This is a genomic window from Hafnia sp. HMSC23F03 (assembly GCF_001816025.1).
GTDB classification, from domain to species: domain Bacteria; phylum Pseudomonadota; class Gammaproteobacteria; order Enterobacterales; family Enterobacteriaceae; genus Hafnia; species Hafnia paralvei.
The window spans coordinates 99,932-126,099 of record NZ_KV824216.1; the positions used below are offsets into that span (position 1 = coordinate 99,932).

Consider the following 26,168-nt stretch of genomic DNA (forward strand, 5'->3'; position numbering starts at 1 on the left):
GTATGCGTCCAGAAGGCCGAACTGCCGAACAAATCCGTCCATTAAAACTGACCCGTAATTACACTAAACATGCTGAAGGGTCTGTTCTGGTCGAGTTTGGTGAAACAAAAGTGCTATGTAACGCCACCGTTGAGGAAGGGGTTCCGCGCTTTCTAAAAGGTCAGGGACAGGGCTGGGTCACGGCAGAATATGGCATGTTGCCACGTTCCACCCATAGCCGTATGGCTCGTGAAGCGGCTAAGGGCAAGCAGGGCGGCCGTACGATGGAGATCCAGCGCCTGATTGCGCGTTCTCTGCGTGCCGCTGTTGATTTGAAAAAACTGGGTGAATTCACGATTACGCTAGACTGCGACGTGATTCAGGCTGATGGAGGCACTCGTACTGCATCTATTACCGGTGCTTGCGTTGCGTTGGCTGATGCGCTGAACGCTTTAGTCGCTGCGGGTAAACTGAAAGCTAACCCAATGAAAGGTATGGTTGCCGCGGTATCCGTAGGCATCGTGGATGGTCAAGCCGTATGCGATCTGGAATATGTTGAAGACTCTGCAGCAGAAACAGACATGAACGTTGTTATGCTGGAAGATGGTCGCATGATTGAGGTGCAGGGGACCGCAGAAGGCGAACCATTTAGTCATGAAGAGCTTTTGCAGCTTCTGGCTTTAGCCAGAGGCGGGATAGATAAAATTATTCAGGCGCAGAAAGCGGCGCTAGAAAATTAATTGTTTTAGGCGACTTGTTAGTCGCCTTTTTTATGCCCGCAGTTCGGCATGAAAAAAACCAGTACCACTAAGTGAATCATTTAATTACCGACAATGTAGGAGATGCATGCATGAAAGCCTATCAGCGCCAGTTTATTGAGTTCGCGCTAAGCAAACAGGTATTGAAATTTGGCGAATTTACGCTGAAATCAGGCCGTACCAGTCCATATTTTTTTAACGCTGGTCTGTTTAATACCGGTCGCGATCTGGCTTTGTTGGGGCGTTTTTATGCGGAAGCCTTAGTCGATAGCGGAATTGAATTCGATTTACTGTTTGGCCCTGCTTACAAAGGTATCCCTATTGCGACAACCACGGCGGTTGCGCTTGCAGAGCATCACGATCGTGATTTGCCGTACTGCTTTAACCGTAAAGAAGCGAAATCTCACGGTGAGGGCGGGACACTTGTCGGTAGTCCGTTAGTGGGTAAAGTGATGTTAGTCGATGATGTTATTACGGCGGGTACGGCGATTCGCGAATCTATGGAGATTATTCAGGCCCATAATGCTCAACTGGCAGGCGTATTGATTTCTCTCGATCGTCAAGAACGCGGTCGTGCGGAAATTTCGGCCATTCAAGAAGTTGAGCGTGACTATGGCTGCAAGGTGATTTCTATTATCACGCTGAAAGATTTAATCAGCTATTTGGAAGAGCAGCCTGATATGGCTAAATCGTTGGTATCGGTGAAGGCCTATCGCGAACAATACGGCGTTTAACAGGCCAATGATGTGCCAAATAAAAACGGCCACTTAGTGTGGCCGTTTGTTTAATGTGCCTGTGTTACTGAAGCTGGCTCGCAAGCAATGGCCAACGCAGATCAAACTCCTGAGTTGGACGATAGCGGAATTCGGAGCGTACAAAACGCGACAGCATACCTTCGCAGAATGCCAGAAGTTGCCCTGCTAGCAGAGTTTCATCGTGAGCAAAGCCTTGACCTTCGCGTATCTTTCTCTCTTTCAAGACTTGTCGGATTTGCGCTTCAATGCGTTCAAATAGCTGATTGATGCGCCCCTGAAGGCGATCTTGTTCAAACATCAGCGCGTGACCGGTCATAATACGTGTTAGCCCTGGATTTCTCTCCGCAAACCCTAGAATCAAAAGCAGAATAAGACGAAGCCTATTAAAGGTTTCCTTTTCATCCTGCAGGATAAGATTAATGCGGGTGATTAAGCTATCTTCGATAAACTCGATAAGACTATCGAACATCCGCGTTTTACTTGGAAAATGGCGATAAAGTGCAGCTTCTGAAACACCCACGTTCGCGGCAAGCTTTGCTGTGGTAATGCGTTGGCTACCATCGCTGGACTCCAACATTTGCGCCAGAGCCTGCAAAATTTCCTCGCGACGGTTCCTTTTCGTATTTTCTTTTTCTGCCATGCCAGACAAGATCCTTGCTAAGCGGTGATAACGGACACACCAAACAGTTAGCCACCATGAGGCGGTGGCTTTTTGGTTTTTTTATAGCGTTGTGAGCGGCTTATTGGCGACCTGAATGGCCAAAGCCACCGGCACCGCGCTCACTATCTTCGAAAGATTCCACCAGATTGAAGTCTGCCTGTACAACCGGCACCAGAACCATTTGGGCAACGCGCTCACCCGGCTCAATAGTAAAGGTAGTTTGGCCGCGGTTCCAAACAGAAACCATCAACTGACCTTGATAATCAGAATCTATCAAGCCAACCAGATTACCCAATACGATCCCGTGCTTATGGCCCAGACCAGAGCGAGGCAGGATGATAGCGGCCAAACTAGGGTCTTCGATGTGAATGGCTAGGCCCGTTGGCAGCAGAGTCGTTTCGCCTGGAGCCAAAATGACGGCTTCATCCAAACAAGCGCGTAGATCTAGACCCGCAGAACCCGGCGTTGCATACGTCGGGAGTGGGAATTGTTCACCGATGCGCGGATCTAAAATTTTAACGTCTATTTTTTTCTTCATAATGGCTGACAATCTCGTCAATTAAATAGTGGCCCAACAAGGACTTATCGCTGAGTGGCAACGGCTTATCGCCCTGTGGCCAAAATAGGTGTAAGGCATTGGTATCGGTGTTAAACCCTTGCCCTGCTTGGGAAACATCGTTTGCACAAATCATATCCAGATTCTTACGTGCAAGCTTTTGCTTCGCGTATTCTTCCACATTCTGGGTTTCGGCGGCAAATCCTACTACATAGGGGCGATGCTCTTTTAGTGCTGCAACGCTAGCGACAATATCTGGATTTTTCACCAGCTTAAGTGTGATTTCGTCGCCTTGTTTTTTTATTTTCTCGTTGCAAATTTGTTCGGCGCGATAGTCTGCCACCGCAGCGCAGGAAATGAAAATCTGATGTGCAGGAACCTGTGCTAGCACGGCATTTTGCATCTCTAACGCACTCTCTACGTCGATGCGAGCAACGCCGTCAGGTGTTTTCTGATTAACAGGACCGCTGACTAGGGTCACTTTTGCTCCACGTTTTGCCGCCGCCGCTGCAATGGAGAACCCCATTTTTCCTGAACTATGGTTGGTGATGAAGCGAACGGGATCTAAGGCTTCACGCGTTGGTCCGGCGCTAATCAGGAAGCTATATTGGGCGAGATCGTGTTGTTGTGCAAAATGTTCCTGAATCATCCCAACGAGAACCATAGGGTCTAGCATACGACCCGGACCAACATCACCGCAGGCTTGGCTACCGCTGTCTGGCCCCCATAAAAGAAGCCCTCGACGCTCTAACGTGTTTAGATTCTCTTGGGTAGCAGCTGCACGATACATTTGCTGGTTCATCGCTGGAGCCACCGCAATAGGGGCCGCAGTGGCCAAGCAGACGGTGCTTAGAAGGTCGTTAGCCATGCCAGCGGCAATACGCGCGATGAGATCAGCCGTTGCGGGGGCTAGAACGACGAGGTCGGCCCACTTGCCAAGCTCGATATGCCCCATCGACGCTTCTGCGGCAGGATCCAGTAAATCATCCGAAACGGGATAACCTGAAACCGCTTGTAGGGTTAGCGGCGTGATGAAGGCCTCCGCGCCTTTGGTCATCACGACGCGCACTTCTGCACCTCGCTCGCGAAGTCGACGCACGATTTCTGGGCATTTATACGCAGCAATGCCCCCGCTGATACCTAATACAATACGTTTGCCTGTCAGTGCAGTCATGGTTGTTGTCCCAGTCGAGGCAGAAATTGATGTGATTTTACCATAAGCGGAGAAGATGACATGTGTTGCAGTCGTTGCGATCGTTTTTTGCGCACTGTTTCGCAGCAATGAGAACTTGTACTCGACGCTATTTTGGAATTTGCGAAGATGAGGCAAGGCGGGTTACAGGAATTTTTTGTTGATGGATGAAGTCGTAGAAATGCCTTATTGGCCCTCAGCGTTGGCACCGAGAGAAAAATTATTATCGTTAGGGAAAGAATCACTATCGGATCAGGAGTTGCTGGCGATATTTTTACGTACAGGCATTAAAGGAACCAATGTGATGGCGCTTTCATCACAGCTTATACGAGAGTTTGGTTCAATTTATGCGTTGATGCAGGCCGATTATGACATTTTTTGTACAAAACCCGGCTTAGGAATATCGAGATATGCCCAGCTTCAGGCCGTGATGGAATTGTCGAAACGCTTTTTACATCGGCAGCTAACTGAACAAAGTGTAATCACTCGGCCAGAGTTAACGGCACTATATTTGCAAAATGTGTTCTCTGGATACGAACGCGAGGCCTTTTTTGTATTATTTTTAGACAACCAGCATCGCGTAATTCGCTCTGAGGAGATGTTTTCGGGTACTATAAACTGTGTGGATGTATATCCACGTGAAATTGTGCGTGGCGCGCTAAAGGTTAATGCCGTTGCGTTAATCCTCGCACATAATCATCCGTCCGGAATAGCAGAGCCTAGTGCAGCCGATCGTGCGCTCACGGAAAGGGTGGTGAAAGCTTGCGCGTTATTGGACATCCGTGTGCTTGATCATATGGTGATCGGTCATGGCCAGAGCGTATCTTTTGCCGAAAGAGGGTGGCTTTAGTCATTTTTTTCACGATCCTTTTGGGATCTTTGCTGTTCGGGTCTTGAGCACTTACGCTTCAGAGCGTATACTACGCCACCTTTGAGAATCTTGGTTGTAGCGTTAAGAGCCTATCTCAGCAGGTTTCGACCTGACTCAGAGTCTCCTCGGTGAAGTTTGCTGAGATGGGCTCTAAAGCCTGACGAGGCGGCTACTTCCTATACGAAGCTCGAGCTGATTTGATTTTTGGAGAATAGACATGTCCCGAGTCTGCCAAGTTACTGGCAAGCGTCCGGTGGCCGGTAATAACCGTTCCCACGCGATGAACGCAACCAAACGCCGTTTTCTGCCTAACCTGCATTCACACCGCTTTTGGGTTGAAGGCGAGAAGCGCTTTGTAACTCTGCGTGTATCTGCTAAAGGTATGCGTGTTATTGATAAAAAGGGTATCGAAACGGTCTTGGCCGAAATTCGCGCCCGCGGTGAGAAGTATTAAGGAACTGAATCATGGCTAAAGGTATTCGCGAGAAGATCAAGCTGGTTTCGTCTGCTGGTACTGGTCACTTCTACACCACTACCAAGAACAAACGTACCAAACCAGAAAAACTTGAACTGAAAAAGTTTGATCCGGTTGTACGTCAGCATGTGATCTACAAAGAAGCTAAAATTAAATAATTTTAGTGGATTTAAGAAAACCCAGCTTCGGCTGGGTTTTTTTTATTCTAAAACACCCCCACATGGTGATAGTCGCCGTTGTAAGATGGCAAACAGTCTTTAACGCTGGGGAATGAAATGCCAGAACTACCAGAAGTCGAAACTAGCCGTCGCGGGATTGAGCCCTATTTAGTCGGTAATTCAATTGAACATCTTGTGGTGCGCCAACCTAAGCTTCGTTGGCCGGTTTCTGATGAGTTACTTCGATTAAGTGACAAGCCTGTGCTTAGTGTGCAGCGTCGTGCTAAGTATTTGCTGATTGAACTAGCAGATGGATGGATTATTGTTCATCTCGGTATGTCTGGTAGCGTACGTATCCTGCCCGCAGATGAGCCTCCCCAAAAGCATGACCACGTCGATATGATTCTATCGAGCGGTATGATGCTGCGCTATACCGACCCACGCCGTTTTGGCGCATGGCTTTGGTGTAAGGATTTAGATTCATCCAATGTCCTCGCCCATCTCGGCCCTGAGCCGCTCAGCGATGAGTTTAACGGTGATTACCTGTTCCGTAAGTCGCGTAGTAAGAAAACCGCCGTGAAGGCGTGGCTAATGGATAATAAAGTGGTTGTCGGGGTAGGGAACATTTACGCCAGTGAATCATTATTTACTGCGCGTATCAGCCCCGATAGACCCGCCGGTGACTTGACGCAAGCAGATGCCGAAGTATTAGTCGCGACGATCAAGGCGGTGCTGCTGCGTTCTATTGAGCAGGGCGGTACAACGCTAAAAGACTTTTTGCAGTCAGATGGAAAACCTGGGTATTTTGCGCAGGAACTACAAGTTTATGGCCGCGCTGGAGAAGCCTGCAGGGTATGCGGCGAGAAAATATTGAGTGGAAAACATGGGCAGCGTACGACGTTCTTTTGTCCTCGCTGCCAGAAATAACCGTTATGCGAGTTTTTCACCTAATGCCTGAGCAATCTGCTCGGGCACAAATGGCGCGATATCTCCGCCATGACGAGCGACTTCTTTGACAAGCGATGATGAGATAAACGACCATTCTTTGGATGGCATTAAAAAGACGCTTTCAAGCGTAGGCATCAAGTGGCGATTCATGTTTGCGAGTTGCATTTCATATTCAAAATCAGATACTGCTCTTAAACCACGTACCAGAATATGGGCATTCTGGTGTTGAGCGAAATGTGCCATCAGCTCACTAAAACCTAAAACTTCCACGTTAGGCAGATGAGCCGTTACTTGTGTTGCTAAGGCCACCCGTTCTTCCAGAGTAAACATAGGCTTTTTGCTCGGGCTGGCTGCAATCGCTAAGATAACATGATCAAACATGCTGGCTGCACGAGTGACTAAATCCAGATGGCCATTGGTCATGGGATCGAAAGTGCCGGGATAGATGGCGCGCTTTTCCATGGTTTTGCTTCTCAGTGTGTCTTTACGGGAAGATAAGGTTCAAGCAAGTGTAACAGCTTCTGCAATGCGCCTTGGTTTTGATAAAGCACCTCAACGGCGTGGCGACCATAGTAATTACGATAATCCTCATCGGTGAGCAGCGTGGTCACTTCTTTTACTAAAGACGCGGCATCTGTCACGGTAATTAAACCATCGGCTTGTTCTAGTCTTGCACATATATCTTTAAAGTTGATGGTGTGCGGCCCCATTAGCACGGGAATAGCATGCGCAGCAGGTTCCAGAGGGTTATGACCACCACGTTCCACAAGGCTTCCGCCAACAAAAGCGAGATCGGCAATCCCGTAAAGTAACATCAATTCGCCCATAGTATCCCCGATCACGACCTGCGTTTTTGTCGACGGGATTTCACCCGATGAGCGCGTTATATAGGATAGGCCGGCCTGTTGGGTGAGTTCTATCGCATCGTTAAAACGTTCAGGATGGCGAGGAACCAGAATGAGCAATAGCTCTGGGAAATGGTTTAAAAGCTGTTTATGAGCCTCAATTAAAATATCTTCCTCGCCTTCATGCGTGCTAGTTGCGATCCATACCTGGCGATGCGGTGCCCACTGGCGGCGTAGTGTGACTGCTTTGGCGGCCAGTTGTGGGGTCACTGAGATATCAAACTTTAAACTTCCCGTAACCGCTAACTGCGAGGGTTTCAAACCTAAAGAGATAAAACGCTCACCGTCTTCCTGATTCTGAGCGGCGATTAAGGTAATACGGCGCAGGATGTCGCGTATAAAACCGCCCAGTTTGGCATAGCCTTTGGCTGAACGTGCTGATAAACGTGCATTAGCAATAACCAGCGGGATTTGGCGCTTGTTGAGTGCTGTAATAAGGTTCGGCCATAGCTCGGTTTCCATAATCAGAACGAGTTTAGGATTGACGCGATCTAGAAAACGATTGATGGAGCCGGGTAGGTCGTAGGGCAGGTAAACATGCTGAACATCTTTACCAAATGCCGACTGTACACGCTCTGAGCCTGTAGGGGTCATGGTTGTGACCGTGATCGGCAGAGTTGGGTAACGATGACGCAATGCTCGAACTAAAGGGATTGCGGCTAGTGTTTCTCCGACCGAGACCGAATGCAACATGATCCCGCCTGAGAGCATTTTGTTTGAGCAGAAGCCATAGCGCTCCGCCCAACGTTTTCTATAGGCTGGAGCCTTACGACCACGCATCCATAATCTGATCCAAATGAGTGGCTGGATTAGGTAAAGCAGTATGGTGTAAAGCGTTTGAAGCATAAGAGGTTTGCATGGTAGGGAAACTTGGTTGGGATTCTAAGTATTTAAGTAGGGCAAAGCCATCATTTTTGGACTGCAACTACCTGAAAAACTGATAAATCCACTTCAACCCATTGTTAATAATGTGGTTTTTTAGAACGTTATATTATTAATTGAGAGTTTCAACGCAATCGATAAAATTTCAGAGGAGTCTGTTTTTCTTTGTGATTTAAATGATACCTATCTTTATGATTTTATGAGGTAATTTAATTTACATCTGAAATAATGGATTCGGCTACTACGGTAACTAGTGGTATAATAGAAAATTATAAACGCAGAATATTTTATCAGTGAATTGGTTGCTGTAGAGCCAAGGGCGGTAGCATGTCTGATCGTAAGTAGCCCTAAACCCAAAATTGCGCATACAGTGTCTTATAACCGGATAGGTAAGAGCGGCAAGTGGATAAACAATATAAAAGAATACTAGTCATCAAACTCAGGTTTCACGGCGATATGCTGTTGACGACACCTGTCATTAGCACCCTGAAGCAAAACTATCCAGATGCCCAGATTGATGTCTTATTATATGAAGACACTATGCCAATTCTTTCAGAGAACCCTGAAATTAACGCGCTTTACGGAATCAAAAACAGAAAGACGCCGACGCTTGAAAGGTTGAAGAACGTTTTTACGACGATAGGCGTATTAAGAAAGAATCACTATGATTTAGTCGTTAATCTGACTGATCAATGGCCTGTTGCCTTTTTGGTTCGATGCTTACAGACAAAAAATAAAATTTCCCTCCAGTTCCAACATCGTCGTTCTGTTTTATGGACAAGCTGTTTTCGCGAGTCGGTTCCTCCGCAGGGGTCACATATTGTTGAGCGTAATCTTTCCACGCTCGCTCCCCTCGGTTTGAAAAAAGTGGTTACTGAAACCACGATGGGCTATCAACCAGAGCATTGGAATAATATCCAAAATAAACTTTCTGAGCTTGGTGTCGATAGCCATCGGTATGTGGTCATTCAACCAACCGCACGTCAGGTGTTTAAATGTTGGGATGAAGAAAAATTTTCTGCGGTGATTGATTCATTAGAGGTTCGCGGGTATCGAGTTGTGCTGACTTCAGGGCCTAGCGCCGGTGATATAGCTTGCGTTAATAAAATTAAAAATAGCTGCCAGAATAAGCCTGTCACTGAATTAGCGGGTAAAACTTCGTTCCCTGAACTCGCGGCTTTGATCGATCATGCGGCGTTATTCATTGGTGTTGATTCTGCGCCGATGCATATTTCTGCAGCGCTAAAAACGCCGATCATTTGCTTATTTGGTGCAACCGATCACCGATTTTGGCGACCATGGAGCGATAACTTTATTATGTTTTGGGCTGGCGATTATCAGCCTATGCCTAAACGTGAAGATCTCGATCGTCACCATAAATACTTATCTTGTATTCCAGCAAGTGAAGTCATTGAGGCTACAGAAAAACTACTGAAAAGTAGCGCCAATGAATCCATGCCTAGGAATGGATCATTATGAATATTGCGTTCTGTTTATATAAATATTTTCCCTATGGCGGATTGCAGCGTGATTTTTTACGCATTGCTTTGGCCTGTCAGGCTCGTGGGCATCATATCCGTGTTTATGCGATGTCTTGGGAAGGGGAACGGCCTGAGCAATTTGAATATATACAGGTGCCAACCAGCGCGCATACGAATCATGGACGTAATAAAGAATACAGTGATTGGGTAAGCCAAGAGCTTCAGCGTAATCCTGCCGATGTCATCGTGGGCTTCAATAAGATGCCTGGCCTAGATTATTACTATGCCGCTGACGTGTGCTATGCAGAAAAGGTAGAACAGGAAAAAGGCTTTTTATATCGCCTCACGTCGCGTTACAAACATTATGCAGAGTTTGAGCGCGCGGTATTTTCCAATGATAGTCGTGCTGAATTGTTGATGTTAACGGGTAAACAGATCGCTGATTTTAAAAAACACTATCAGACGAAACCTGAGCGTTTTCACATTGTACCCCCTGGAATTTCTTTAGATAGAAAATACGATTATCGGCCAGCTAATGCTCGCGAAGACTTTCGGCAGAGAAATAATATTGAGCAAGATGAGTTTTTGATTTTGCAAGTTGGGTCTGATTTCAAACGTAAAGGGGTTGATAGAACGTTACGTGCTGTTTCAGCCTTGCCAGCGGAAATTAAAGCAAAGACCAAGCTGATCGTTGTTGGGCAAGATAAGCCAAAACGCTATCAGGCGTTGGCAGGGAAACTGGGTATCTCATCTCAGGTTGCATTCTATTCTGGCCGCGATGACATTCCCGAGCTAATGGCCGCGGCAGATATACTCATGCATCCAGCGTATCAGGAGTCGGCAGGCATTGTTTTAATTGAAGCGATTGCGGCTGGGCTACCAGTAATAACCACGGAAACCTGTGGTTATGCACATCATGTTGCAAGCGCTGAATGCGGAGTCGTTATTTCCGAACCGTTTGAGCAAAATGCTTTAAATGGAGCCTTAGCTCGTGGATTAGGCAATAAGCAACTTAGAGCAACATGGTCTGAACACGCTAAAAAATATGCAGATAGTGAAGATCTGTACAGTCTGCCAGAAAGGGCTGCCGATCTCATTTTAGGTGGCAAAAATGATTGAGTTAAAAGAGCCCTTAACCACCTTGTGGAAAGGGAAAGATCCTTTTGTTGAAGTCGAAAAGCTTCAGGGGGAGGTATTTCGGGCTTTAGAGACTCGTCGTACACTGCGTTTCTCTCTAGCAGATAAATCATATTTTATTAAGATTCACTATGGCACAACGCTAAAAGAAGTCTTAAAAAATTTAATCTCCTTCCGTATCCCCGTATTAGGTGCCGATCGTGAATGGAAAGCGATTCATCGTTTATACCAGTTAGATGTTGATACCATGACTGGGGTTGGGTTTGGTCAAACAGGGATCAATCCACTGACGCGCAAATCTTTCATTATTACTGAGGATTTGGCTCCAACAATCAGTTTGGAAGATTATTGTGCTGATTGGGCACAAAACCCGCCTGATTTTGGCATCAAGCGTATGTTGATAAAACGGCTCGCGACGATGGTTAGAAAAATGCATCGTGGTGGCGTGAATCATCGGGATTGCTATATTTGCCACTTCTTACTTCACTTGCCGTTCAGCGGTGAAGAGAGCCAGTTGAAGCTGTCGGTTATTGATTTACATCGTTCTCAGATCCGCTCACACGTTCCAAAGCGCTGGAGAGATAAGGATCTGATTGGACTGTATTTTTCATCTTCTAATATTGGTCTAAGCAAAAAAGATATTCTTTATTTTCTTAAAACCTACTTTGATGCGCCTTTACGTACAATCTTGGTACAAGAGAAAGCGTTGTTAGAAAAGGCGATAGTTAAATCCGAGAGAATAAAAGAACGAACCATACGAAAGTCGCTATGATCAACACTTTTAGTGTATTGATAGGATAGGTGAGAAACTATGTTTTTCAATGAAGAACAGTACATAAAAGAAGTCATAACGTACTCGGGAAACAATGGATGTGATAACAGTCATAGCCTAAATATTGCATACGGAACAGATAAAAATTTTCTATTCGGTTGTGCAGTATCAATCACGTCTATTCTAATAGAAAATAAAGATTTAGATTTTAGTTTTCATGTTTTCACGGACTCATTTACTGAGGACGATCGGACGAAATTTAAAGCTTTATCAGAACAATATAAAACGAACATCTCAATTTACTTAGTCAATGCAGCGAATCTCAAGTCATTGCCTGAGAACAAACTTTGGACATATGCCATCTATTTCAGATTTATTATTGCGGATTACTTTAGCGATAAACTAGAACGCATTGTCTATGTTGATTCTGATGTCGTGTGTAATGGCTCAATACGTGATCTTAGCACTCTTTCTCTGGACGGGGTCGTTGCTGCAGTGGTGACTGAACGTGACGAGAGTTGGTGGATTCAGCGTGCTGAAACATTAGGGAACCATCAGATTGCTAATGGGTACTTCAATACAGGTGTATTAGTGATTAACGTACCTGAATGGAAAAGGCTGGATGTCAGTACGTTAGCAATGAAGTCACTCAACGATCAGAATATTAGAAGTAAGCTAACCTATTATGATCAGGATGTTCTCAATATGGTTTTGGCTGGCCGTGTATTGTTTTTAGATAAGATATATAACACACAGTTTAGCTTAAATTATGAGCTTAAAAAGAACTGTGAAAATCCAATAACGGAAAACACAGTATTTATCCATTACATTGGCCCTACAAAGCCTTGGCATGAGTGGGCCCAATATCCCAGTGCAACCCCTTTTTATCAAGCTAAGAAACGCTCCCCGTGGGATACCGTGTCGCTGATGAAGCCGAAGAGTAGCAGTCAATTTCGCTATTGCGCAAAACATAAGTTTAACCAGCATAAATCCTTTGAGGGCATCTACTTTTACTTTATGTATTTCATAAAGAAAATGCTTGGATAAAGAACAATATTAACATTCGGATTTTTTCATGATAGTTAGTAAAAACATTAAAAATTTCAAAGTCTATATTAAAGACAATAATGAAATTTATGAAAATATTTTCAGAGATTTTCTCAATAACAATCTTGATGTCATCAAAGTATTCCGCAGTATTGAAGATACAAAGGTATCACTGATTAATACCCCTCATGGTAAATTTGTATTTAAAGTCTTTGCACCAAAAGAAAAAAAGGCTGAGCGTTTTTTCAAATCTTTTGTGAAGGGCGACTATTATCTTAATCTATTACTTCAAACTGATAGAGTAAGAAATGAGGGGGTGACATTCCCTAATGATTTTTATCTGTTAGCAGAGAAGAAAATATTTAATTATGCTAGCGTCTTTATCATGTTAATTGAGTTTGTCGATGGCGTTGAGCTTTCTGATGTTCAGGATTTTAATGAGAATATCCGTACTGAAATTCAGTCGAAGATGATTGAATTGCATCAGCATAATATGGTTTCTGGCGATCCTCATAAAGGGAATTTTATCTTATCTCAAGATGGTGTCAGAATTATTGACCTGTCTGGGAAAGCATGCAACGCAAAGCGAAAAGCAAAAGACAGAATTGATATGGAAAGGCATCTTAATATCCGTAATACGGTTAATGATTTTGCCTATTTCTCTGTTGTTTATAGAAATACTTTACGCCAAAAAATAAAAGCAATAAAAGCAAAGGTGAAAATGTTTCTGGGTTTAAAAAAACGTAAAGTCTGAGTTAACCCTATGAGTGATTTTAAATATATTACAAGACAGGATGTAGATTCTCTTATTAATGAGAGAAAACATGATAACGCTGTTATTTTTCTTTCAGGGCCAACCTCGGTTAATACACCGATTTCATTGCTAAAAGAATCAGATGTTATCGCGGTAAATGGTTCTGCTCGTTATTTGATTGAGAATGATATTAAACCATTTATTTATGTTTTAACTGATGACCGATTCTTAATCCAAAAAAATGATGATTTCAAGTTTTTCGTTAAGAACAGCCAACATACTATAGTCAATTGTGATGTATTTGAAAAAGCTAGCTTGGAAGATAAGCGATTTTTGCAAGAAAACTGCTACATCATGAAAATGCTCTATAAAAGAGAGAAAGGCGGTCTCTTAAAAAAGATAAGATTTAAAATTTTGTCAATGAGAAATAAAAATATTCTAATTGACGTGCCGGTATCTAAAAGAAGAAGATTGGTTGGATTCAGCCTAGACATTAGCGATGGATATTGCTCTTGCCATACTGTGGCCTATGCAGCCATCCAGATTGCCTATAGTTTGCGTTACACTAAGATTATTTGTTCTGGTTTGGATCTGGTTGATTCGTGTTCTCGCTTTTATGACAAGAATGGCGAGCCGTCTATGCCGTCAGAGCTTAGTAGGGATCTAGGTAAAATTATTCCATTCTTTATTTTTATGAAAGATAACGTTAAAGATATCAATATATATAATCTGTCAAACAATACGGCCATTGATTATAAAATTATACCGTATTTAGAAGTGAATAATTAATCAGCTTTAGCTGTTTTATCAAGAAATTTTATCGGAGTCTCATCAGTGAAATTAGGTTCTTTTCACAGAAGAAAGAAAGCTTTTATTAAAGACTTTAAAATCTTCATGATGATGGTTTTATTTTTCCGTTTTAAGAAGCGTAATTTTGAAACGAGTAAAATAAAAAATATATTAGTCATGAGAGATAATAATAAGCTTGGGGATATGATCATTTTCACTCCGCTTTTTCGTGAGTGTCATCGATTAGGGCTTGATGTTTCTGTTGTTACAGGTGCAGTATGTGCTGAATTAATAAAAGAAAATAAAAATATTAAGCACATCTTCGTATGTAAAGAGAAATTCTTTAATATGTTTTCTCTAGCTCTTAAGTTGAGAAAGAAAAAATATGATTTAGTTATAGACCCTCTTAACGAAGTACATAGCTATCGTAGCATCATGATGATGCAGGTTATTAATCCCAAACACATATTAGGTTTTAATAAAGCAGGTAAATATAAGACATATGATATAAGTCTGCCTGAAGATCTATCATTAAACCGCCATACTTCTGAAAGGACTAAATCAATACTGAAGTTGCTCAAGCCGGAAATTGATCTTGATGAGGTGGATATGTCATATGACTTACCTATTCCACAAGATGCCGATGCGACTGTAAAGCAGTATCTCGATCGTTTCAGTGGTAGAACAACGGTGTTGCTAAATCCATTTGGTGCTCTCAAAACCCGAAAGTTTAGCACTGCGAAAATTAATGCAATTGTAGATATCATTAAGCAGAAAATCGAAAACCCTGTAATCATAATCTCGGGTCTTGAATCTGAGATTAAGCATATAGAGATAGAGGGTGTTGAAAAAACGCCTTTTACTCGTTATATACACGCCACATCTTTGGTAAAGCAAGTCGATTATATTGTTTCCGTTGATACATCTATAGTGCATGCGGCAACAGCATTTAATAAGCCAATCGTTGCTTTTTATCCGATGTCGAAGACTCAGATAAACTCACAGCCCTCGACATGGGGGCCGAATAGCGAGTATGCAATCCAGATATTGTCAGATACACGTAATGTTGAAGACATCCCAGATGATAAAATCAAATACGCTATAGAGAACATGCTCTCAATGCGAAATTAAAAAGGGCCCTTTAGGGCCCTTTTTAATATTAATTCTCTACGTAGTATTTTTTTGCGTGTAAAGCGAGAAGTATGCCGATGATAACGGCAATATTCTCAATTCTTACCGTTTCGAAAGCGCCCCGAACGATAAAATCCCCAATCAATATAAGTGTCAGGATGAGGAACGCATCTTGCGCAGGACCGTTATTTTCACGGTACCCTTTTATGCTCGAAACGAGTGTTGATGCTAACAAGTAATAAAGTGCCGCGATTCCGATAACGCCGCCAGCAAACCAAATAGAGAGCGTTAGGTTATGTGGCCCAATAGACTCCTTAAAGCGCCAGTCAGGATAGCTTGGGGAGCGCTTGTTGTAGACGTGATGGTAAAGATCGTTGCCAAACCCATAACCTTTTATTGGGTTTTCAAGGATGAGATCAAGCGCTGCACCTTGTGTACCGTTTTCGTAGCGACCACTGCTGTCGGTTTGCTGCAGCTTATGGAATAGGGTTTGTACCTGTTGTGGATCTTTTTGGTGGACAGTAAATAGCCCTACACCAATAACCAGAGCTGCAAGTAAAGGTAGCTTCCATTCGCGTTTTACGATGGCCCAGATGAGCGCTGGAACGAGTAATGAAAGCCAAGTTCCTCGTTGCAGAGTACCCAGCATCAGAATGGCGAAGATAGCCGCTAGCACGAAGAAGATCGTTTTATATTTTGCCCCTGGGATTGTCCAGAGAGTGAGTATTGCGGGGAATATAAAGATTAATGTATCTGAAATTCGACGATGCTCGAAACTCGTGAATGGAATGATCCCTACTTTATATTCTTCAATATACTGATGCACCTCCGTGCCCGTCAAAATGACTAGCGTTGTAGCCAGAGCGAGCACCAGCATATGCGCTATTTTTTTATTATCTTCTCGGTGGAGAACCATTGCGATCATAATGGAGACTAAAAATAGCTTTTCGAAAATACTATTAGACGCACGTTTTAAGCTTAACGATGGCTCAACGGATATTGTTATGGCATATATCATTGCTACAGTAAAAATAGCTAATGACAGAAAAAGATTATTCTTCAGAATACTAAATATTTTTTTTCGTTGTTGGATGATATAAACCAGCCCCGTGATATATATGGCGGCACTGATCATATGTTTGTATCGGCTTATGCCATCAAAAAAATATGTAGTGATAAACAAAAATACAATTGTTCTATTCCAAATAGACTGCCAATCGAGATCGCGTCTCTGGAGTGGTAGCGCTAAACTCATATGTGCTCCAACAACAAAATTGTTCTTATAGATTTTTAGCCAAAGAGCTAAATACGGTACTTGCTGCTAGGTTAGCCAGCGATTTGTCCTGCGAACAACACGCCACCTGATTTTCCCCATACCCACCAATAAGCCCAGGATCGGTTGGGCCGTATAGCGTTATATTTGGTCGATCAAGCGCTGCGGCTAAATGGCTCAAACCGGTATCTACCGATACCACTGCTTTTGCCCCCGCGAGTACCTCTGCCACCTGTTCAAGTGATAGCCGTGGTAAAACCTCCACATGTCCAAAACCTTCTGCGAGACGCAGGGCTCGTTGGTGCTCGTGTTCTGCTCCCCAAGGAAGTTTGATCTTGATACCTGTAGGCTCGACTAAAGCAATCAGCTCACGCCAATGCTCTTCTGGCCAGTGTTTATCGTCACGTGTGGTTGCGTGTAAGAAAACCAAGTAACTGCCATGATCTGCTGGCAGATGCTCAAGAAAGCGTTGGGCAATGGCGTAATTCCCTCTGCTCTGTGGTTTCGTATAACCTAGACTGACGGCAAACAGCTCGCGGGTTCGTTCAACCGCGTGCATTTTTTTGCTGATATTGTAGCGATGATTAAAAAACCAGCTAGCAAAAGGTTCTCTGGCACTTTGGCAATCTTGTCCGTGACGCGGGCCTTTCGCGATACGTGTAATTAGCGCTGCGCTTTTAATCAGGCCTTGAGCGTCAATAACGGCATCGTAGGTACGGCGTTGAACTTCTCTTTTGAAATCACAGCGCTCTTGGCGGGTTGCGGCACCAAACCAGTTTTTCCTCCAACGGCGAATCGCGACAGGAATGACGCGATCAACGGCTGGATGCCAGCTTGGTATTTGTGCAAATCCTTCTTCGACCACCCAATCAAATTTGATATCTGGAATGGCATGCATGGCATCTGTCAGTGCTGGTAGCGTGTGAAGAACATCGCCCATTGATGAGGTTTTGACGATCAAGACATGCATTACAGCTGGGTATCCTTTGGCAATAACTCGTTCAATGCTTGCATAACAGCATCAGGCTGAATATCGATTAGGCTCTGGTGATATCCTTGATTTGCATCACCTTTGCGGATTTTTAGGTAGCCTGTAATCAAGCGGATCACTTTGGCTTTATCAGATAACGGCGGTGTGAAGTCTGGGCTGCTAGGACCATAAAGCGCAACCAGTGGTTTGTTAAGCGCAGCCGCCACGTGCATTAAACCAGAATCATTGGTAACGATAGCTTGGCATGCTGCGATTAAGATAACAGCCTGATCTAAATTAGTTTGCCCTGCGACATTCAAACAGTATTCACGAGCATCTTCTGTGAGCGCGTGGCAAATTTCTTCACCGGCCTCATGGTCTTTGGCTGAGCCAAAGAGCGCGATCTGATATCCCTGTTCAATAAGCTTTTGAGCCAACGCGGCATAGTGATAATGCGGCCAACGTTTTGCTGGGCCAAACTCTGCTCCAGGACAGAAGCCAATGATTGGGCGATGGTCTGTCAGATTAAATGCCGCAGCGGTTTCAGCAATCTCTTCGTCGGCTACGCTGAGCGCAGGCCACAACAGAGGCTGAGGCAAGTCTTTGGCTGATTTTATCTGCTGTGATGGGTAAGCTAACGCAACGTAGCGCTCTACCATCAGCGGGAATGCGGCTTTGTCTAGCTGACGTACATCGGTCAGCAATCCATAGCGCATTTCGCCTTTCCATCCAGTTCTGACTGGAATGCGGGCAAAGAAGGGAACCAGAGCCGACTTAAATGAATTTGGCAGCACATAGGCGCGATCGTAGTTGCTATCGCGTAGGCTTTTCCCTAAACGATAGCGTTCGCCCAGAGCTAAAGCTCCGTGTCCTAGGGGCATTGCGATAGCTTCATTAACTTCAGGCATACGCGCTAATAATGGACGGCACCAGTTGGGTGCCATCACGTCGATTTTAGCGTCAGGATGCTCGGCCTTCAGGGTTCGATATAAGCTCTGCGACATCATCATGTCGCCTACCCATGAAGGTCCGATAACCAGTATTTTCATACCGTGCTTCATTCCTTACTGTTAAGTCGCGTATTTAGGCTTTTTTATTCAGCCATGCAAGATATTCACTCACGCCTTCTGCGACGGTTTTGAATGGCTTATCGTAGCCAGCAGCGCGCAGTTTAGTCGTGTCGGCTTTGGTGAAGCCCTGATAGCGACCTTTCAATTTATCTGGGAAAGGAATGTAGCTAATGCTGCCTTTCTGATGATAGGCAACGACGGCATCGGCAACGGCTTGGAAGGATTCGGCACGGCCAGTACCGCAGTTGAAGATACCGGAGATACCTTTCTGCCAGAACCATAGGTTGACATCGGCAACGTCGCCCACGTAGATGAAGTCACGTTTAAAACCATCGCTGCCTTCAAACAGTTTTGGATCTTCGCCGTTGTTGATTTGATTATTCAGGTGGAAAGCAACGCTTGCCATGCTGCCTTTATGGCCTTCGCGTGGGCCATAAACGTTGAAGTAACGGAAGCCACAAATTTGTGATTCTGCCTGAGGAAGAATCTGGCGCACATACTGGTCGAACAGGAATTTAGAGTAACCATAGACGTTTAACGGGCCTTCAAATTCACGTTCTTCAGTGAATTGCTCGGTTAAACCGTAGGTGGCTGCTGAAGAGGCATACAGGAATGGAATTTGGCGTTCCAGACAGAAATGTAAAAGCTCTTTAGAGTACTGATAGTTGTTATCCATCATGTACTTGCCATCCCATTCTGTTGTGGATGAGCATGCGCCTTCATGGAAAACCGCATCGATATCACCGAAATCATCGCCAGCGACAACGCTTGCGATAAAATCTTCTTTATCCATGTAGTCGGTGATTTCCAAATCGACTAGATTAACGAATTTGGTGCCATCTTTAAGGTTATCAACCACGAGAATATCGCTATAGCCGATATTATTCAGTGCCTTAACGATGTTGCTGCCAATCATTCCAGCGCCGCCGGTTACAATAATCATGAGATTTACCTTTAAATAAACGGAACAGTGGCGCACAACGCCCCACGTTATATAACGTCATAATAGCATTTCATGCCTAAGCATTCAGCGTATAGGGTATGAATCTGAATCAAAAACCTCAGCATTAAGACTCATACTCCCATGCTGGGCGTATGACGACTAAATTGATATCTGAAACCAATTATTTCCCGCTATCTTACAGCAGCGTGATATATGCTGCATTTTTCACATTCTGTGAGTTACAAACTCGTTTCATTTGCAACAAAACAGTAATATGTTTCACGAACTAGCCCATCCAGGAGATAACACCATGTCTGAGGATTTTTACCAGCAGCTGACTCAGCAATTAGAAACGACCCGTGCCGAAGGTCTGTACAAAAATGAACGTATTATCACTTCAGCGCAGCAGGCTGATATTGCGGTAGCCGATGGTCGTCATGTCATCAATTTCTGTGCAAACAACTACTTAGGTTTGGCAAATCACCCTGCACTTATTGAAGCTGCGAAAAAAGGCATGGATTCCCATGGATTTGGCATGGCATCGGTGCGCTTTATTTGTGGAACTCAAGACAGCCATAAACAGCTAGAACAGCGTTTAGCTGAGTTTCTTGGTATGGAAGACTCGATTTTATATTCTTCCTGTTTCGATGCTAACGGTGGTTTATTCGAAACGCTGTTGGGCCCAGAAGATGCGATTATTTCGGATGTGCTGAATCATGCATCTATCATTGATGGTGTGCGCTTATGTAAAGCTAAACGCTATCGTTATGCCAATAATGATATGACCGAACTGCGGGCGCAGTTGGAGATGGCTAAGGCCGATGGTGCGCGTCATATCATGATCGCTACCGATGGCGTGTTCTCCATGGATGGCGTTATTGCGGATTTGAAGTCAGTGTGTGATTTAGCTGATGAATATGGCGCGTTGGTTATGGTCGATGATTCCCATGCTGTCGGCTTCGTGGGTGAAAATGGCCGTGGTACTCATGAATATTGTGAAGTCATGGGGCGCGTCGACATTATCACAGGGACTTTAGGTAAAGCCCTCGGTGGCGCGTCTGGCGGCTACACCGCCGGTCGTAAAGAGGTTATCGAATGGCTGCGCCAGCGTTCGCGTCCGTATCTGTTCTCAAACTCTTTGGCTCCAGCGATTGTAGCCGCCTCAATCAAAGTGCTTGAGCTACTGGCTGATGGTGATGAACTGCGTAACCGCCTGTGGAGTAACGCTCGTTTATTCCGTGAAAAAATGAGCGCTGCTGGTTTCACTCTGGCTGGTGCGGATCACGCGATTATCCCAGTGATGCTGGGTGACGCAAAGTTGGCGCAAGAGTTTGCCAATGAGCTGTTGAAAGAAGGGATCTATGTGACTGGATTCTTCTTCCCTGTTGTTCCGAAAGGTCAGGCACGCATTCGTACCCAAATGTCTGCCGATCATACTCCAGAACAAATTGAGCGCGTTGTGGCTGCCTTTATTCGTATTGGCAAGCAACTGGGTGTGATTGCGTAAGGAATTCATCATCATGAAAGCATTGTCAAAACTGAAGGCCGAAGAAGGGATTTGGATGACGGACGTACCTAAGCCAGAGCTTGGGCACAACGACATCATGATTAAAATCCGTAAAACGGCGATTTGTGGCACGGATGTTCATATCTACAATTGGGATGAGTGGTCGCAAAAAACGATCCCAGTTCCAATGGTTGTTGGGCATGAATACGTCGGTGAAATTGTTGCCATTGGACAGGAAGTGAAAGGCTACAAGATCGGTGAACGAGTTTCTGGTGAAGGTCATATTACCTGTGGTCATTGCCGTAACTGTCGTGGTGGGCGAACGCATCTATGCCGTAACACCACGGGGGTAGGTGTTAACCGCACCGGTGCATTTGCTGAATACCTCGTGATTCCTGCATTTAACGCGTTCAAGATCCCAGACAATATTTCTGACGAGTTAGCGGCGATCTTTGACCCGTTTGGCAATGCTGTTCATACCGCGCTTTCTTTTGATTTGGTTGGCGAAGATGTGCTGGTTTCTGGCGCTGGCCCGATCGGTATTATGGCGGCGGCGGTCTGCAAACACGTTGGGGCGCGTAACGTCGTGATTACTGATGTGAATGAATACCGCTTGGATCTGGCGCGTAAAATGGGCGTTACCCGAGCGGTGAATGTCAGCAAAGAAAATTTGACTGATGTGATGAGTGAGCTTGGCATGACCGAAGGTTTCGACGTTGGTTTGGAGATGTCCGGTGCTCCACCGGCATTCCGCGCGATGCTGAGCACCATGAATCACGGTGGCAAAATTGCCATGCTGGGGATTCCTCCTTCCGATATGGCAATTGACTGGAATCAGGTGATCTTTAAGGGCTTATTTATCAAAGGTATCTATGGTCGTGAGATGTTTGAAACGTGGTACAAGATGGCCGCGTTGCTGCAATCAGGCTTGGATCTCAGCCCAATTATCACTCATCGTTTCGGGATTGATGATTTCCAAAAAGGTTTTGACGCCATGCGTTCGGGTCAGTCAGGTAAGGTTGTTTTAAGCTGGGATTAATTTCCGCCCTGACAAAGCCACCCATGTGGGTAGCGACGATCAATAGAAAGCCCCTCAGTCGGGGCTTTTTTACTATCTGGACGACTCAGGCAGCGGCTCCTGCGCAGTTTTGCGCAGAGAGTGATAATCCAGTTTTTGGTAAAGGTTATCGAGCACGGTTGAATCATTTTTAAACTTGTTAACGACGTCATTAACGCTTGAAAACATTCCCCTGTTAGCATCGGTAATACCTAGCCAAGTTGCGATTGCGGCATCGTTATAACTGGTCGAATATACGGAATCTACCTGTCCAATCTCCTGCTGATAACGTGGCTCTAATACTGGGCTATACCAGATAAACATAGGAACATGATAGGCCTCTTGGCTTGGCGTTATACCGCCGTGGAAGTAAGGGGCGCTCTGCTTAGGATCTCTCTCTAAAGCATGGTCTGAGAAATAGAATACGGAAGCGTTGTTCTGCTTTAATAAGCTAAAGATTTCACCAAATAAGCTATCGGTATAACGAACGGAATTATCGTAGCAAGCATCTATATCGCCGTTTTTATCAAAAACCGCCTCATTCGACGGATATCTGGCACATGCTGGTTCATGGCTGCCATAGAGATGCAGAATAATGAGTTTTTTATCGTGGCTCGGCTTAGCTAATGCTGTTTTTAGATGTGGTATCAGCTCTTTGTCATAGCCTTTGATATACAATTTATCTTTAGCATTCATGGCGATACCCGCAACAGAGGAGCCATAGTTGCCGAAGGCTGTCTGTGCGCTTAACCAAGTGGTGTGAAAACCTGCCTGATTGGCTAGATTAATGATGTTGTCAGAATAATTCTTCAGATTATGGTTATGGATATTGTCTGCGCTAAGCGCCATCGGTACAGCAACCGACGTAAAAGGCACTCCGCTAATTGCTTGAGTAAACAGTTTTAAATAGGGTTTCTGTGATTCGAGCTGTGGGGTAGTCGGTTTTTTATAGCCATAGATACTCATGTTTCTGGCTCGTTCTGATTCACCAATGATCAAAACATAGGTATCTATGCCAGTATCTTTTACGGTCAGAGTGTAGTGAGGTGCGGCACCGCTAATATTCTTTAAAATTTGGCTTTCCTGCATTGCTGTAAGGAAATAGCTCATATTAAAGAATGGCATATAAGTTGTGAATCGGGCGGCGACTTTAAGCTCTGAGATCGCGCCTTCATTGACGGGACGCTTTTTAACGAACTTTAGCGAGGAAACTAACGCGACCAGGCAAATAATGAGAATAAGCGTCCCAGTTATTTTCTTGGACGGCATTTTTCCAGAGATGGGTCTGACTGCACAGATAAAGAGAACGAGCAATGCCAAACACACAATCACAAACCGCAGATACACGCCCAGCATAGCGAGCATTTCACTTGGGTTGCTTTCTAGCGTACTGGCGGCGAAACCGTCATTAAATGGCGTTTTGAATGTAAACCATGAGTAGAGACTAAGACTAATATCCGCAGAGCACAGAAATAAAAGTGGTACAGCCAACATCAAGCGCAGTGGGGTCGAACGGATGGCTTTTAAAAATAATAACGACAGCGTAAAAGTCACAATGCGGTAAGACATGTGAATGTTTGGCGCCATGAGTATATTAATCACGCTGAAAATAATTATGCTAATAATTAGCAATAAATACTCTTTCCCAAAGAGTAAATAAGGTTTCTTTATATTCATTTTAGTTTGGCAATTAATTCATAATCCGCAATACCATATTATGCCGGATTATGAATTAATTTGGTACTGACGCCGTTAGCGCCAGTATTGCCAGCGAGCCTGCATAAATTTAATTGGCGCTGAATTTGCCAAGCTGGAGCTAATCGCATCAAACATCGCGGTAGCATACACTTTTTCAGGTGCTTTTTTGGTTGTGCACTGTTTCACACCACGGAACGGATTACGTGATTTTTGCTGCGTTGGTGCTGGGTTGTTGTCCGGCACAGAAGCGCCGTTTAGCAGAGAGCTTGGGCGAACTAATACGATATCTGCAGGTAACGACGGCAGCATTTGTTGCAATACTCGCACCGTTGATGGATGCGGATGACCGATCGCTATGGCTGAGCCGTTTTTACGGGCGATTTGAATTGCGCGATTAAACTGCTGGCGAATGGATGCCTCATTCTGCGAATCATCTAGAAAGACTCTACGTTTAATCACTTTGATGCCGGTTCCAGCCGATGCGTTCGTGACTTGGCTATTGCCGATAGTCATGCTGTCGAGAAAATAGAGAAAGTGATACTGCTCAAGGGTGCGCATAACTTTCTGCATGCCCTGTAGATTCGAAGTCATCAAGCTGCCCATATGATTATTCATCCCGACGGCATACGGCACAGAATTTACGGCCTGATGAATAATGCGCTGGATTTCAGCTTCGCTCATTGAGGGTTGTAATGTGTCTTTTTCTAATGGTTGCTTACTGATAGGCGCCATTGGGAGGTGGATTAAAATTTCCCGCCCTTGCGCATGTGCTTTGGTGGCCATTTCACGTGCATGTGGCGCGGTGGGTAATACCGCCACCGAGATCGCTAAAGGCATTTGCAGAATTTTGTTTTCTTCTTGCGGGCGATAGCCAAAATCATCGATAACAATCGCCAGTTTTCCCGCGTAGGCAGAGACCGCGCTACAGGTGAAAATTAAAAGTGCGGAGGTGACAGCATTGAAAAATCGCAATGTGTTTTCCCTTGTTAATGCAGGAGCGGTAACTGCGGGGTGAATGGCGAATCGCGGGTCTAACGTCCAAGCCACGGTAGTGGGTTAACGGCTTGTCCTTGACGGCGAATTTCGAAGTAAAGAGCAGGTTGGCCTTGGCCGCCGCTGTTACCAACCAGTGCAATTGGCTGACCAGCGCGCACTTGAGCACCTACGTTAACCAGCGCGCTTTGGTTATAACCATACAGGCTCATATCGCCTTTACCGTGCTCAACGACGACGACTAAGCCATAGCCTTGTAGCCAATCGGCCAACAGTACGCGACCATCTGCGATAGCTTTGACTTCGCTACCCTCGGATGCGGCAATAACCATCCCTTTCCAGCGCAGCTCACCTTGCAGTGTTTCGCCGAAACTGTGAATAGTACGACCGCGAACTGGCCACATAGCTTGACCGTTGCCACGGCCTAAACCACCGGTACGGGCGATTAACGAACGCTCACTTTCCGTTGGTTTGTATCTGTAGGTGGTTCCTTTTTTCTTCGCCTGTTCTTCTTTAGCCTTCATTTGGGCCTGAAGTTTGGCAGCTTCACGTGCCTCTCGCTCGGCTCGAGCCTTAGCTTCACGTTCGGCTTTTGCAATCTGATCGCGCAGGCGCGATTCGTTCGCTTTCATTTCAGAGAGCTGTTGCTGGTCTTTCGCCAGAGCGCTTTCCAATGATGACAGTGTTTTTTGTCGCTGAATGCGGGCAGATTCAAGCTGTTGTTGAGCTTGCTGCTGAGTGATGAGAATCGCTTTTTGCTGGTTCTGTGCCGCTTCTAGCGCTTTCTTTTCACTGGCTAAATCTGTGCGAGTTTGGTTTAGTTTATCAATGTTCTTCTGGCGAGCTTCATTGAGATAGCCAAAGTAAGCCAAGATACGCTCGCTGCGCTGGCTTTCTTCACCACTCAGCAATACTTGAATGCCGGTATGTTTCCCTAAACGGAAAGCCATATCGAGCTGATGCTCAAGCAGTTGTAGATGCTTATTCTCTTGCGACTGAAGCTTTTTAATTGATGCGGTTAGTTTGGTGACATTGGCACTTAACGTCGCCAGTTCAGACTGCGTTTCTCGCAGAGATCGACTCGCCTGAGCGATGATTTTTTCTTGTGCTTTGAGCTGATCTTGCAGTGAACTGCGTTGTTGCTGCTGTTGTTTTACGGCTTTTTCTTTTTCAGCAATGTCTTGCTGAATAGATTTTAGCTGCTGTTTATTGTCGTCAGCGGCAATCGCGGGGAACGAAGAAAACCATGCGCCAGCATAAATGAAACTGGCACATAGTATTGGCAGCATGCGAAGCGCTGTGGGTAACGGTGACAAACACGTTTGCTTATCACCGATGTTTTTACCCGTTTTGAGCGCTAAGGCTACCTTTGATTCGTGAAATTGGTCTTTTCCCCTCATGGGGAT

Annotated in this window: 27 protein-coding genes; 15 read left to right on the forward strand and 12 right to left on the reverse strand. The window is 44.9% G+C overall.

The window, feature by feature from the left end:
* Positions 1–2: 2 nt before the first annotated feature.
* On the forward strand, positions 3–719 hold the full coding sequence (gene rph / locus HMPREF3091_RS08725; RefSeq protein WP_070715369.1) for a ribonuclease PH: 717 nt from the start codon (positions 3–5) through the stop codon (positions 717–719).
* Between the two features lie 110 nt (positions 720–829).
* Complete coding sequence (pyrE, locus tag HMPREF3091_RS08730; RefSeq protein WP_070715370.1) at positions 830–1,471, forward strand: orotate phosphoribosyltransferase; 642 nt, start codon at positions 830–832, stop codon at positions 1,469–1,471.
* A 64-nt stretch (positions 1,472–1,535) separates the two neighbouring features.
* On the opposite strand, the gene slmA is transcribed toward pyrE, so the two are convergent.
* The 3 genes from slmA to coaBC all read right to left on the reverse strand — a co-directional run bounded on the left by slmA (position 1,536) and on the right by coaBC (position 3,883).
* Positions 1,536–2,132: a nucleoid occlusion factor SlmA gene (gene slmA, locus HMPREF3091_RS08735; protein WP_004094094.1), complete on the reverse strand. Its 597-nt coding sequence runs from the start codon at positions 2,130–2,132 to the stop codon at positions 1,536–1,538.
* A gap of 100 nt (positions 2,133–2,232) precedes the next feature.
* Positions 2,233–2,691 carry a dUTP diphosphatase gene (gene dut / locus HMPREF3091_RS08740; protein ID WP_004094096.1) on the reverse strand — a complete coding sequence of 153 codons (459 nt, stop codon included), beginning with the start codon at positions 2,689–2,691 and terminating at the stop codon, positions 2,233–2,235.
* Positions 2,669–3,883, reverse strand: coding sequence for a bifunctional phosphopantothenoylcysteine decarboxylase/phosphopantothenate--cysteine ligase CoaBC (gene coaBC / locus HMPREF3091_RS08745; RefSeq protein ID WP_070715371.1), 1,215 nt, complete (start codon positions 3,881–3,883; stop codon positions 2,669–2,671). Before coaBC ends, dut begins: the two co-directional genes overlap by 23 nt.
* Positions 3,884–4,082: 199 nt before the next feature.
* Between coaBC and radC the strand changes: the two genes are divergently transcribed.
* The 4 genes from radC (at position 4,083) to mutM (ending at position 6,332) form a co-directional block, all read left to right on the forward strand.
* Positions 4,083–4,751, forward strand: coding sequence for a RadC family protein (radC, locus tag HMPREF3091_RS08750; protein ID WP_371328681.1), 669 nt, complete (start codon positions 4,083–4,085; stop codon positions 4,749–4,751).
* Between the two features lie 238 nt (positions 4,752–4,989).
* The gene (gene rpmB / locus HMPREF3091_RS08755) at positions 4,990–5,226 is read left to right on the forward strand and encodes a 50S ribosomal protein L28 (protein ID WP_008815765.1); all 237 of its coding nucleotides are present in this window, start codon (positions 4,990–4,992) and stop codon (positions 5,224–5,226) included.
* An 11-nt stretch (positions 5,227–5,237) separates the two neighbouring features.
* Entirely contained in the window at positions 5,238–5,405 is a 168-nt protein-coding gene (rpmG, locus tag HMPREF3091_RS08760; protein WP_001051798.1) for a 50S ribosomal protein L33, read from the forward strand.
* 117 nt (positions 5,406–5,522) lie between these two features.
* Positions 5,523–6,332, forward strand: coding sequence for a bifunctional DNA-formamidopyrimidine glycosylase/DNA-(apurinic or apyrimidinic site) lyase (mutM, locus tag HMPREF3091_RS08765; RefSeq protein ID WP_004094113.1), 810 nt, complete (start codon positions 5,523–5,525; stop codon positions 6,330–6,332).
* Between the two features lie 3 nt (positions 6,333–6,335).
* Here the strand turns inward: mutM and coaD are convergent, their stop codons facing one another.
* The gene (coaD, locus tag HMPREF3091_RS08770) at positions 6,336–6,815 is read right to left on the reverse strand and encodes a pantetheine-phosphate adenylyltransferase (protein WP_008815766.1); all 480 of its coding nucleotides are present in this window, start codon (positions 6,813–6,815) and stop codon (positions 6,336–6,338) included.
* An 11-nt stretch (positions 6,816–6,826) separates the two neighbouring features.
* Positions 6,827–8,104 carry a lipid IV(A) 3-deoxy-D-manno-octulosonic acid transferase gene (gene waaA, locus HMPREF3091_RS08775; RefSeq protein WP_004094117.1) on the reverse strand — a complete coding sequence of 426 codons (1,278 nt, stop codon included), beginning with the start codon at positions 8,102–8,104 and terminating at the stop codon, positions 6,827–6,829.
* A 438-nt stretch (positions 8,105–8,542) separates the two neighbouring features.
* Here waaA and rfaQ point away from each other — a divergent pair, with 438 nt between their 5' ends.
* The 7 genes from rfaQ to HMPREF3091_RS08810 are packed head-to-tail and all read left to right on the forward strand — an operon-like array spanning position 8,543 to position 15,251.
* Positions 8,543–9,619 carry a lipopolysaccharide core heptosyltransferase RfaQ gene (gene rfaQ / locus HMPREF3091_RS08780; RefSeq protein ID WP_083321397.1) on the forward strand — a complete coding sequence of 359 codons (1,077 nt, stop codon included), beginning with the start codon at positions 8,543–8,545 and terminating at the stop codon, positions 9,617–9,619.
* Positions 9,616–10,740 (forward strand): glycosyltransferase family 4 protein, encoded by a 1,125-nt coding sequence (locus tag HMPREF3091_RS08785; RefSeq protein WP_070715373.1) that lies wholly within the window; start codon positions 9,616–9,618, stop codon positions 10,738–10,740. The genes rfaQ and HMPREF3091_RS08785 overlap by 4 nt, the downstream gene beginning before the upstream one ends.
* The gene (gene rfaP / locus HMPREF3091_RS08790; RefSeq protein ID WP_070715374.1) at positions 10,733–11,530 is read left to right on the forward strand and encodes a lipopolysaccharide core heptose(I) kinase RfaP; all 798 of its coding nucleotides are present in this window, start codon (positions 10,733–10,735) and stop codon (positions 11,528–11,530) included. Before HMPREF3091_RS08785 ends, rfaP begins: the two co-directional genes overlap by 8 nt.
* Positions 11,531–11,569: 39 nt before the next feature.
* A complete protein-coding gene (gene waaO / locus HMPREF3091_RS08795; RefSeq protein WP_070715375.1) occupies positions 11,570–12,577 on the forward strand; it encodes a lipopolysaccharide 3-alpha-galactosyltransferase in 1,008 nt (335 codons plus the stop codon).
* A 28-nt stretch (positions 12,578–12,605) separates the two neighbouring features.
* A complete protein-coding gene (gene rfaY / locus HMPREF3091_RS08800) occupies positions 12,606–13,331 on the forward strand; it encodes a lipopolysaccharide core heptose(II) kinase RfaY (RefSeq protein ID WP_004094128.1) in 726 nt (241 codons plus the stop codon).
* A gap of 9 nt (positions 13,332–13,340) precedes the next feature.
* Positions 13,341–14,120: a 3-deoxy-D-manno-oct-2-ulosonate III transferase WaaZ gene (gene waaZ, locus HMPREF3091_RS08805; RefSeq protein WP_070715376.1), complete on the forward strand. Its 780-nt coding sequence runs from the start codon at positions 13,341–13,343 to the stop codon at positions 14,118–14,120.
* Positions 14,121–14,165: 45 nt separating this feature from the next.
* Positions 14,166–15,251, forward strand: a complete 1,086-nt coding sequence (locus HMPREF3091_RS08810; protein ID WP_004094131.1) for a glycosyltransferase family 9 protein — start codon at positions 14,166–14,168, stop codon at positions 15,249–15,251.
* Positions 15,252–15,279: 28 nt separating this feature from the next.
* Here HMPREF3091_RS08810 and rfaL read toward each other — a convergent pair whose 3' ends face one another.
* The 4 genes from rfaL to rfaD are packed head-to-tail and all read right to left on the reverse strand — an operon-like array spanning position 15,280 to position 19,507.
* Entirely contained in the window at positions 15,280–16,506 is a 1,227-nt protein-coding gene (rfaL, locus tag HMPREF3091_RS08815) for an O-antigen ligase RfaL (protein WP_070715377.1), read from the reverse strand.
* Positions 16,507–16,531: 25 nt separating this feature from the next.
* On the reverse strand, positions 16,532–17,494 hold the full coding sequence (rfaC, locus tag HMPREF3091_RS08820) for a lipopolysaccharide heptosyltransferase RfaC (RefSeq protein ID WP_004094134.1): 963 nt from the start codon (positions 17,492–17,494) through the stop codon (positions 16,532–16,534).
* Positions 17,494–18,543 carry an ADP-heptose--LPS heptosyltransferase RfaF gene (rfaF, locus tag HMPREF3091_RS08825; RefSeq protein WP_035503650.1) on the reverse strand — a complete coding sequence of 350 codons (1,050 nt, stop codon included), beginning with the start codon at positions 18,541–18,543 and terminating at the stop codon, positions 17,494–17,496. The genes rfaC and rfaF overlap by 1 nt, the downstream gene beginning before the upstream one ends.
* A gap of 34 nt (positions 18,544–18,577) precedes the next feature.
* The gene (gene rfaD / locus HMPREF3091_RS08830) at positions 18,578–19,507 is read right to left on the reverse strand and encodes an ADP-glyceromanno-heptose 6-epimerase (RefSeq protein WP_004094139.1); all 930 of its coding nucleotides are present in this window, start codon (positions 19,505–19,507) and stop codon (positions 18,578–18,580) included.
* A 310-nt stretch (positions 19,508–19,817) separates the two neighbouring features.
* Here rfaD and HMPREF3091_RS08835 point away from each other — a divergent pair, with 310 nt between their 5' ends.
* Together HMPREF3091_RS08835 and tdh are read left to right on the forward strand one after the other, a co-directional pair.
* A complete protein-coding gene (locus HMPREF3091_RS08835) occupies positions 19,818–21,014 on the forward strand; it encodes a glycine C-acetyltransferase (RefSeq protein ID WP_070715378.1) in 1,197 nt (398 codons plus the stop codon).
* Between the two features lie 13 nt (positions 21,015–21,027).
* A complete protein-coding gene (gene tdh / locus HMPREF3091_RS08840; RefSeq protein ID WP_035503654.1) occupies positions 21,028–22,053 on the forward strand; it encodes an L-threonine 3-dehydrogenase in 1,026 nt (341 codons plus the stop codon).
* A 72-nt stretch (positions 22,054–22,125) separates the two neighbouring features.
* Here tdh and HMPREF3091_RS08845 read toward each other — a convergent pair whose 3' ends face one another.
* The 3 genes from HMPREF3091_RS08845 to envC all read right to left on the reverse strand — a co-directional run bounded on the left by HMPREF3091_RS08845 (position 22,126) and on the right by envC (position 26,162).
* Positions 22,126–23,640: a phosphoethanolamine transferase gene (locus tag HMPREF3091_RS08845; protein ID WP_246839971.1), complete on the reverse strand. Its 1,515-nt coding sequence runs from the start codon at positions 23,638–23,640 to the stop codon at positions 22,126–22,128.
* A 183-nt stretch (positions 23,641–23,823) separates the two neighbouring features.
* The gene (locus HMPREF3091_RS08850) at positions 23,824–24,741 is read right to left on the reverse strand and encodes a divergent polysaccharide deacetylase family protein (protein WP_070715380.1); all 918 of its coding nucleotides are present in this window, start codon (positions 24,739–24,741) and stop codon (positions 23,824–23,826) included.
* Between the two features lie 59 nt (positions 24,742–24,800).
* On the reverse strand, positions 24,801–26,162 hold the full coding sequence (gene envC, locus HMPREF3091_RS08855) for a murein hydrolase activator EnvC (RefSeq protein WP_070715381.1): 1,362 nt from the start codon (positions 26,160–26,162) through the stop codon (positions 24,801–24,803).
* Positions 26,163–26,168: the final 6 nt, after the last annotated feature.

Excerpts from the sequence above, each read along its gene's own strand:
- rph (WP_070715369.1), top strand. The coding sequence starts at position 3 with ATGCGTCCAGAAGGCCGAACTGCCGAACAAATCCGTCCATTAAAACTG.
- pyrE (WP_070715370.1), top strand. The coding sequence starts at position 830 with ATGAAAGCCTATCAGCGCCAGTTTATTGAGTTCGCGCTAAGCAAACAG.
- slmA (WP_004094094.1), bottom strand. The coding sequence starts at position 2,132 with ATGGCAGAAAAAGAAAATACGAAAAGGAACCGTCGCGAGGAAATTTTG.
- dut (WP_004094096.1), bottom strand. The coding sequence starts at position 2,691 with ATGAAGAAAAAAATAGACGTTAAAATTTTAGATCCGCGCATCGGTGAA.
- coaBC (WP_070715371.1), bottom strand. The coding sequence starts at position 3,883 with ATGACTGCACTGACAGGCAAACGTATTGTATTAGGTATCAGCGGGGGC.
- radC (WP_371328681.1), top strand. The coding sequence starts at position 4,083 with ATGCCTTATTGGCCCTCAGCGTTGGCACCGAGAGAAAAATTATTATCG.
- rpmB (WP_008815765.1), top strand. The coding sequence starts at position 4,990 with ATGTCCCGAGTCTGCCAAGTTACTGGCAAGCGTCCGGTGGCCGGTAAT.
- rpmG (WP_001051798.1), top strand. The coding sequence starts at position 5,238 with ATGGCTAAAGGTATTCGCGAGAAGATCAAGCTGGTTTCGTCTGCTGGT.
- mutM (WP_004094113.1), top strand. The coding sequence starts at position 5,523 with ATGCCAGAACTACCAGAAGTCGAAACTAGCCGTCGCGGGATTGAGCCC.
- coaD (WP_008815766.1), bottom strand. The coding sequence starts at position 6,815 with ATGGAAAAGCGCGCCATCTATCCCGGCACTTTCGATCCCATGACCAAT.
- waaA (WP_004094117.1), bottom strand. The coding sequence starts at position 8,104 with ATGCTTCAAACGCTTTACACCATACTGCTTTACCTAATCCAGCCACTC.
- HMPREF3091_RS08785 (WP_070715373.1), top strand. The coding sequence starts at position 9,616 with ATGAATATTGCGTTCTGTTTATATAAATATTTTCCCTATGGCGGATTG.
- rfaP (WP_070715374.1), top strand. The coding sequence starts at position 10,733 with ATGATTGAGTTAAAAGAGCCCTTAACCACCTTGTGGAAAGGGAAAGAT.
- waaO (WP_070715375.1), top strand. The coding sequence starts at position 11,570 with ATGTTTTTCAATGAAGAACAGTACATAAAAGAAGTCATAACGTACTCG.
- rfaY (WP_004094128.1), top strand. The coding sequence starts at position 12,606 with ATGATAGTTAGTAAAAACATTAAAAATTTCAAAGTCTATATTAAAGAC.
- waaZ (WP_070715376.1), top strand. The coding sequence starts at position 13,341 with ATGAGTGATTTTAAATATATTACAAGACAGGATGTAGATTCTCTTATT.
- rfaL (WP_070715377.1), bottom strand. The coding sequence starts at position 16,506 with ATGAGTTTAGCGCTACCACTCCAGAGACGCGATCTCGATTGGCAGTCT.
- rfaC (WP_004094134.1), bottom strand. The coding sequence starts at position 17,494 with ATGCATGTCTTGATCGTCAAAACCTCATCAATGGGCGATGTTCTTCAC.
- rfaF (WP_035503650.1), bottom strand. The coding sequence starts at position 18,543 with ATGAAAATACTGGTTATCGGACCTTCATGGGTAGGCGACATGATGATG.
- rfaD (WP_004094139.1), bottom strand. The coding sequence starts at position 19,507 with ATGATTATTGTAACCGGCGGCGCTGGAATGATTGGCAGCAACATCGTT.
- HMPREF3091_RS08835 (WP_070715378.1), top strand. The coding sequence starts at position 19,818 with ATGTCTGAGGATTTTTACCAGCAGCTGACTCAGCAATTAGAAACGACC.
- tdh (WP_035503654.1), top strand. The coding sequence starts at position 21,028 with ATGAAAGCATTGTCAAAACTGAAGGCCGAAGAAGGGATTTGGATGACG.
- HMPREF3091_RS08845 (WP_246839971.1), bottom strand. The coding sequence starts at position 23,640 with ATGTCTTACCGCATTGTGACTTTTACGCTGTCGTTATTATTTTTAAAA.
- envC (WP_070715381.1), bottom strand. The coding sequence starts at position 26,162 with ATGAGGGGAAAAGACCAATTTCACGAATCAAAGGTAGCCTTAGCGCTC.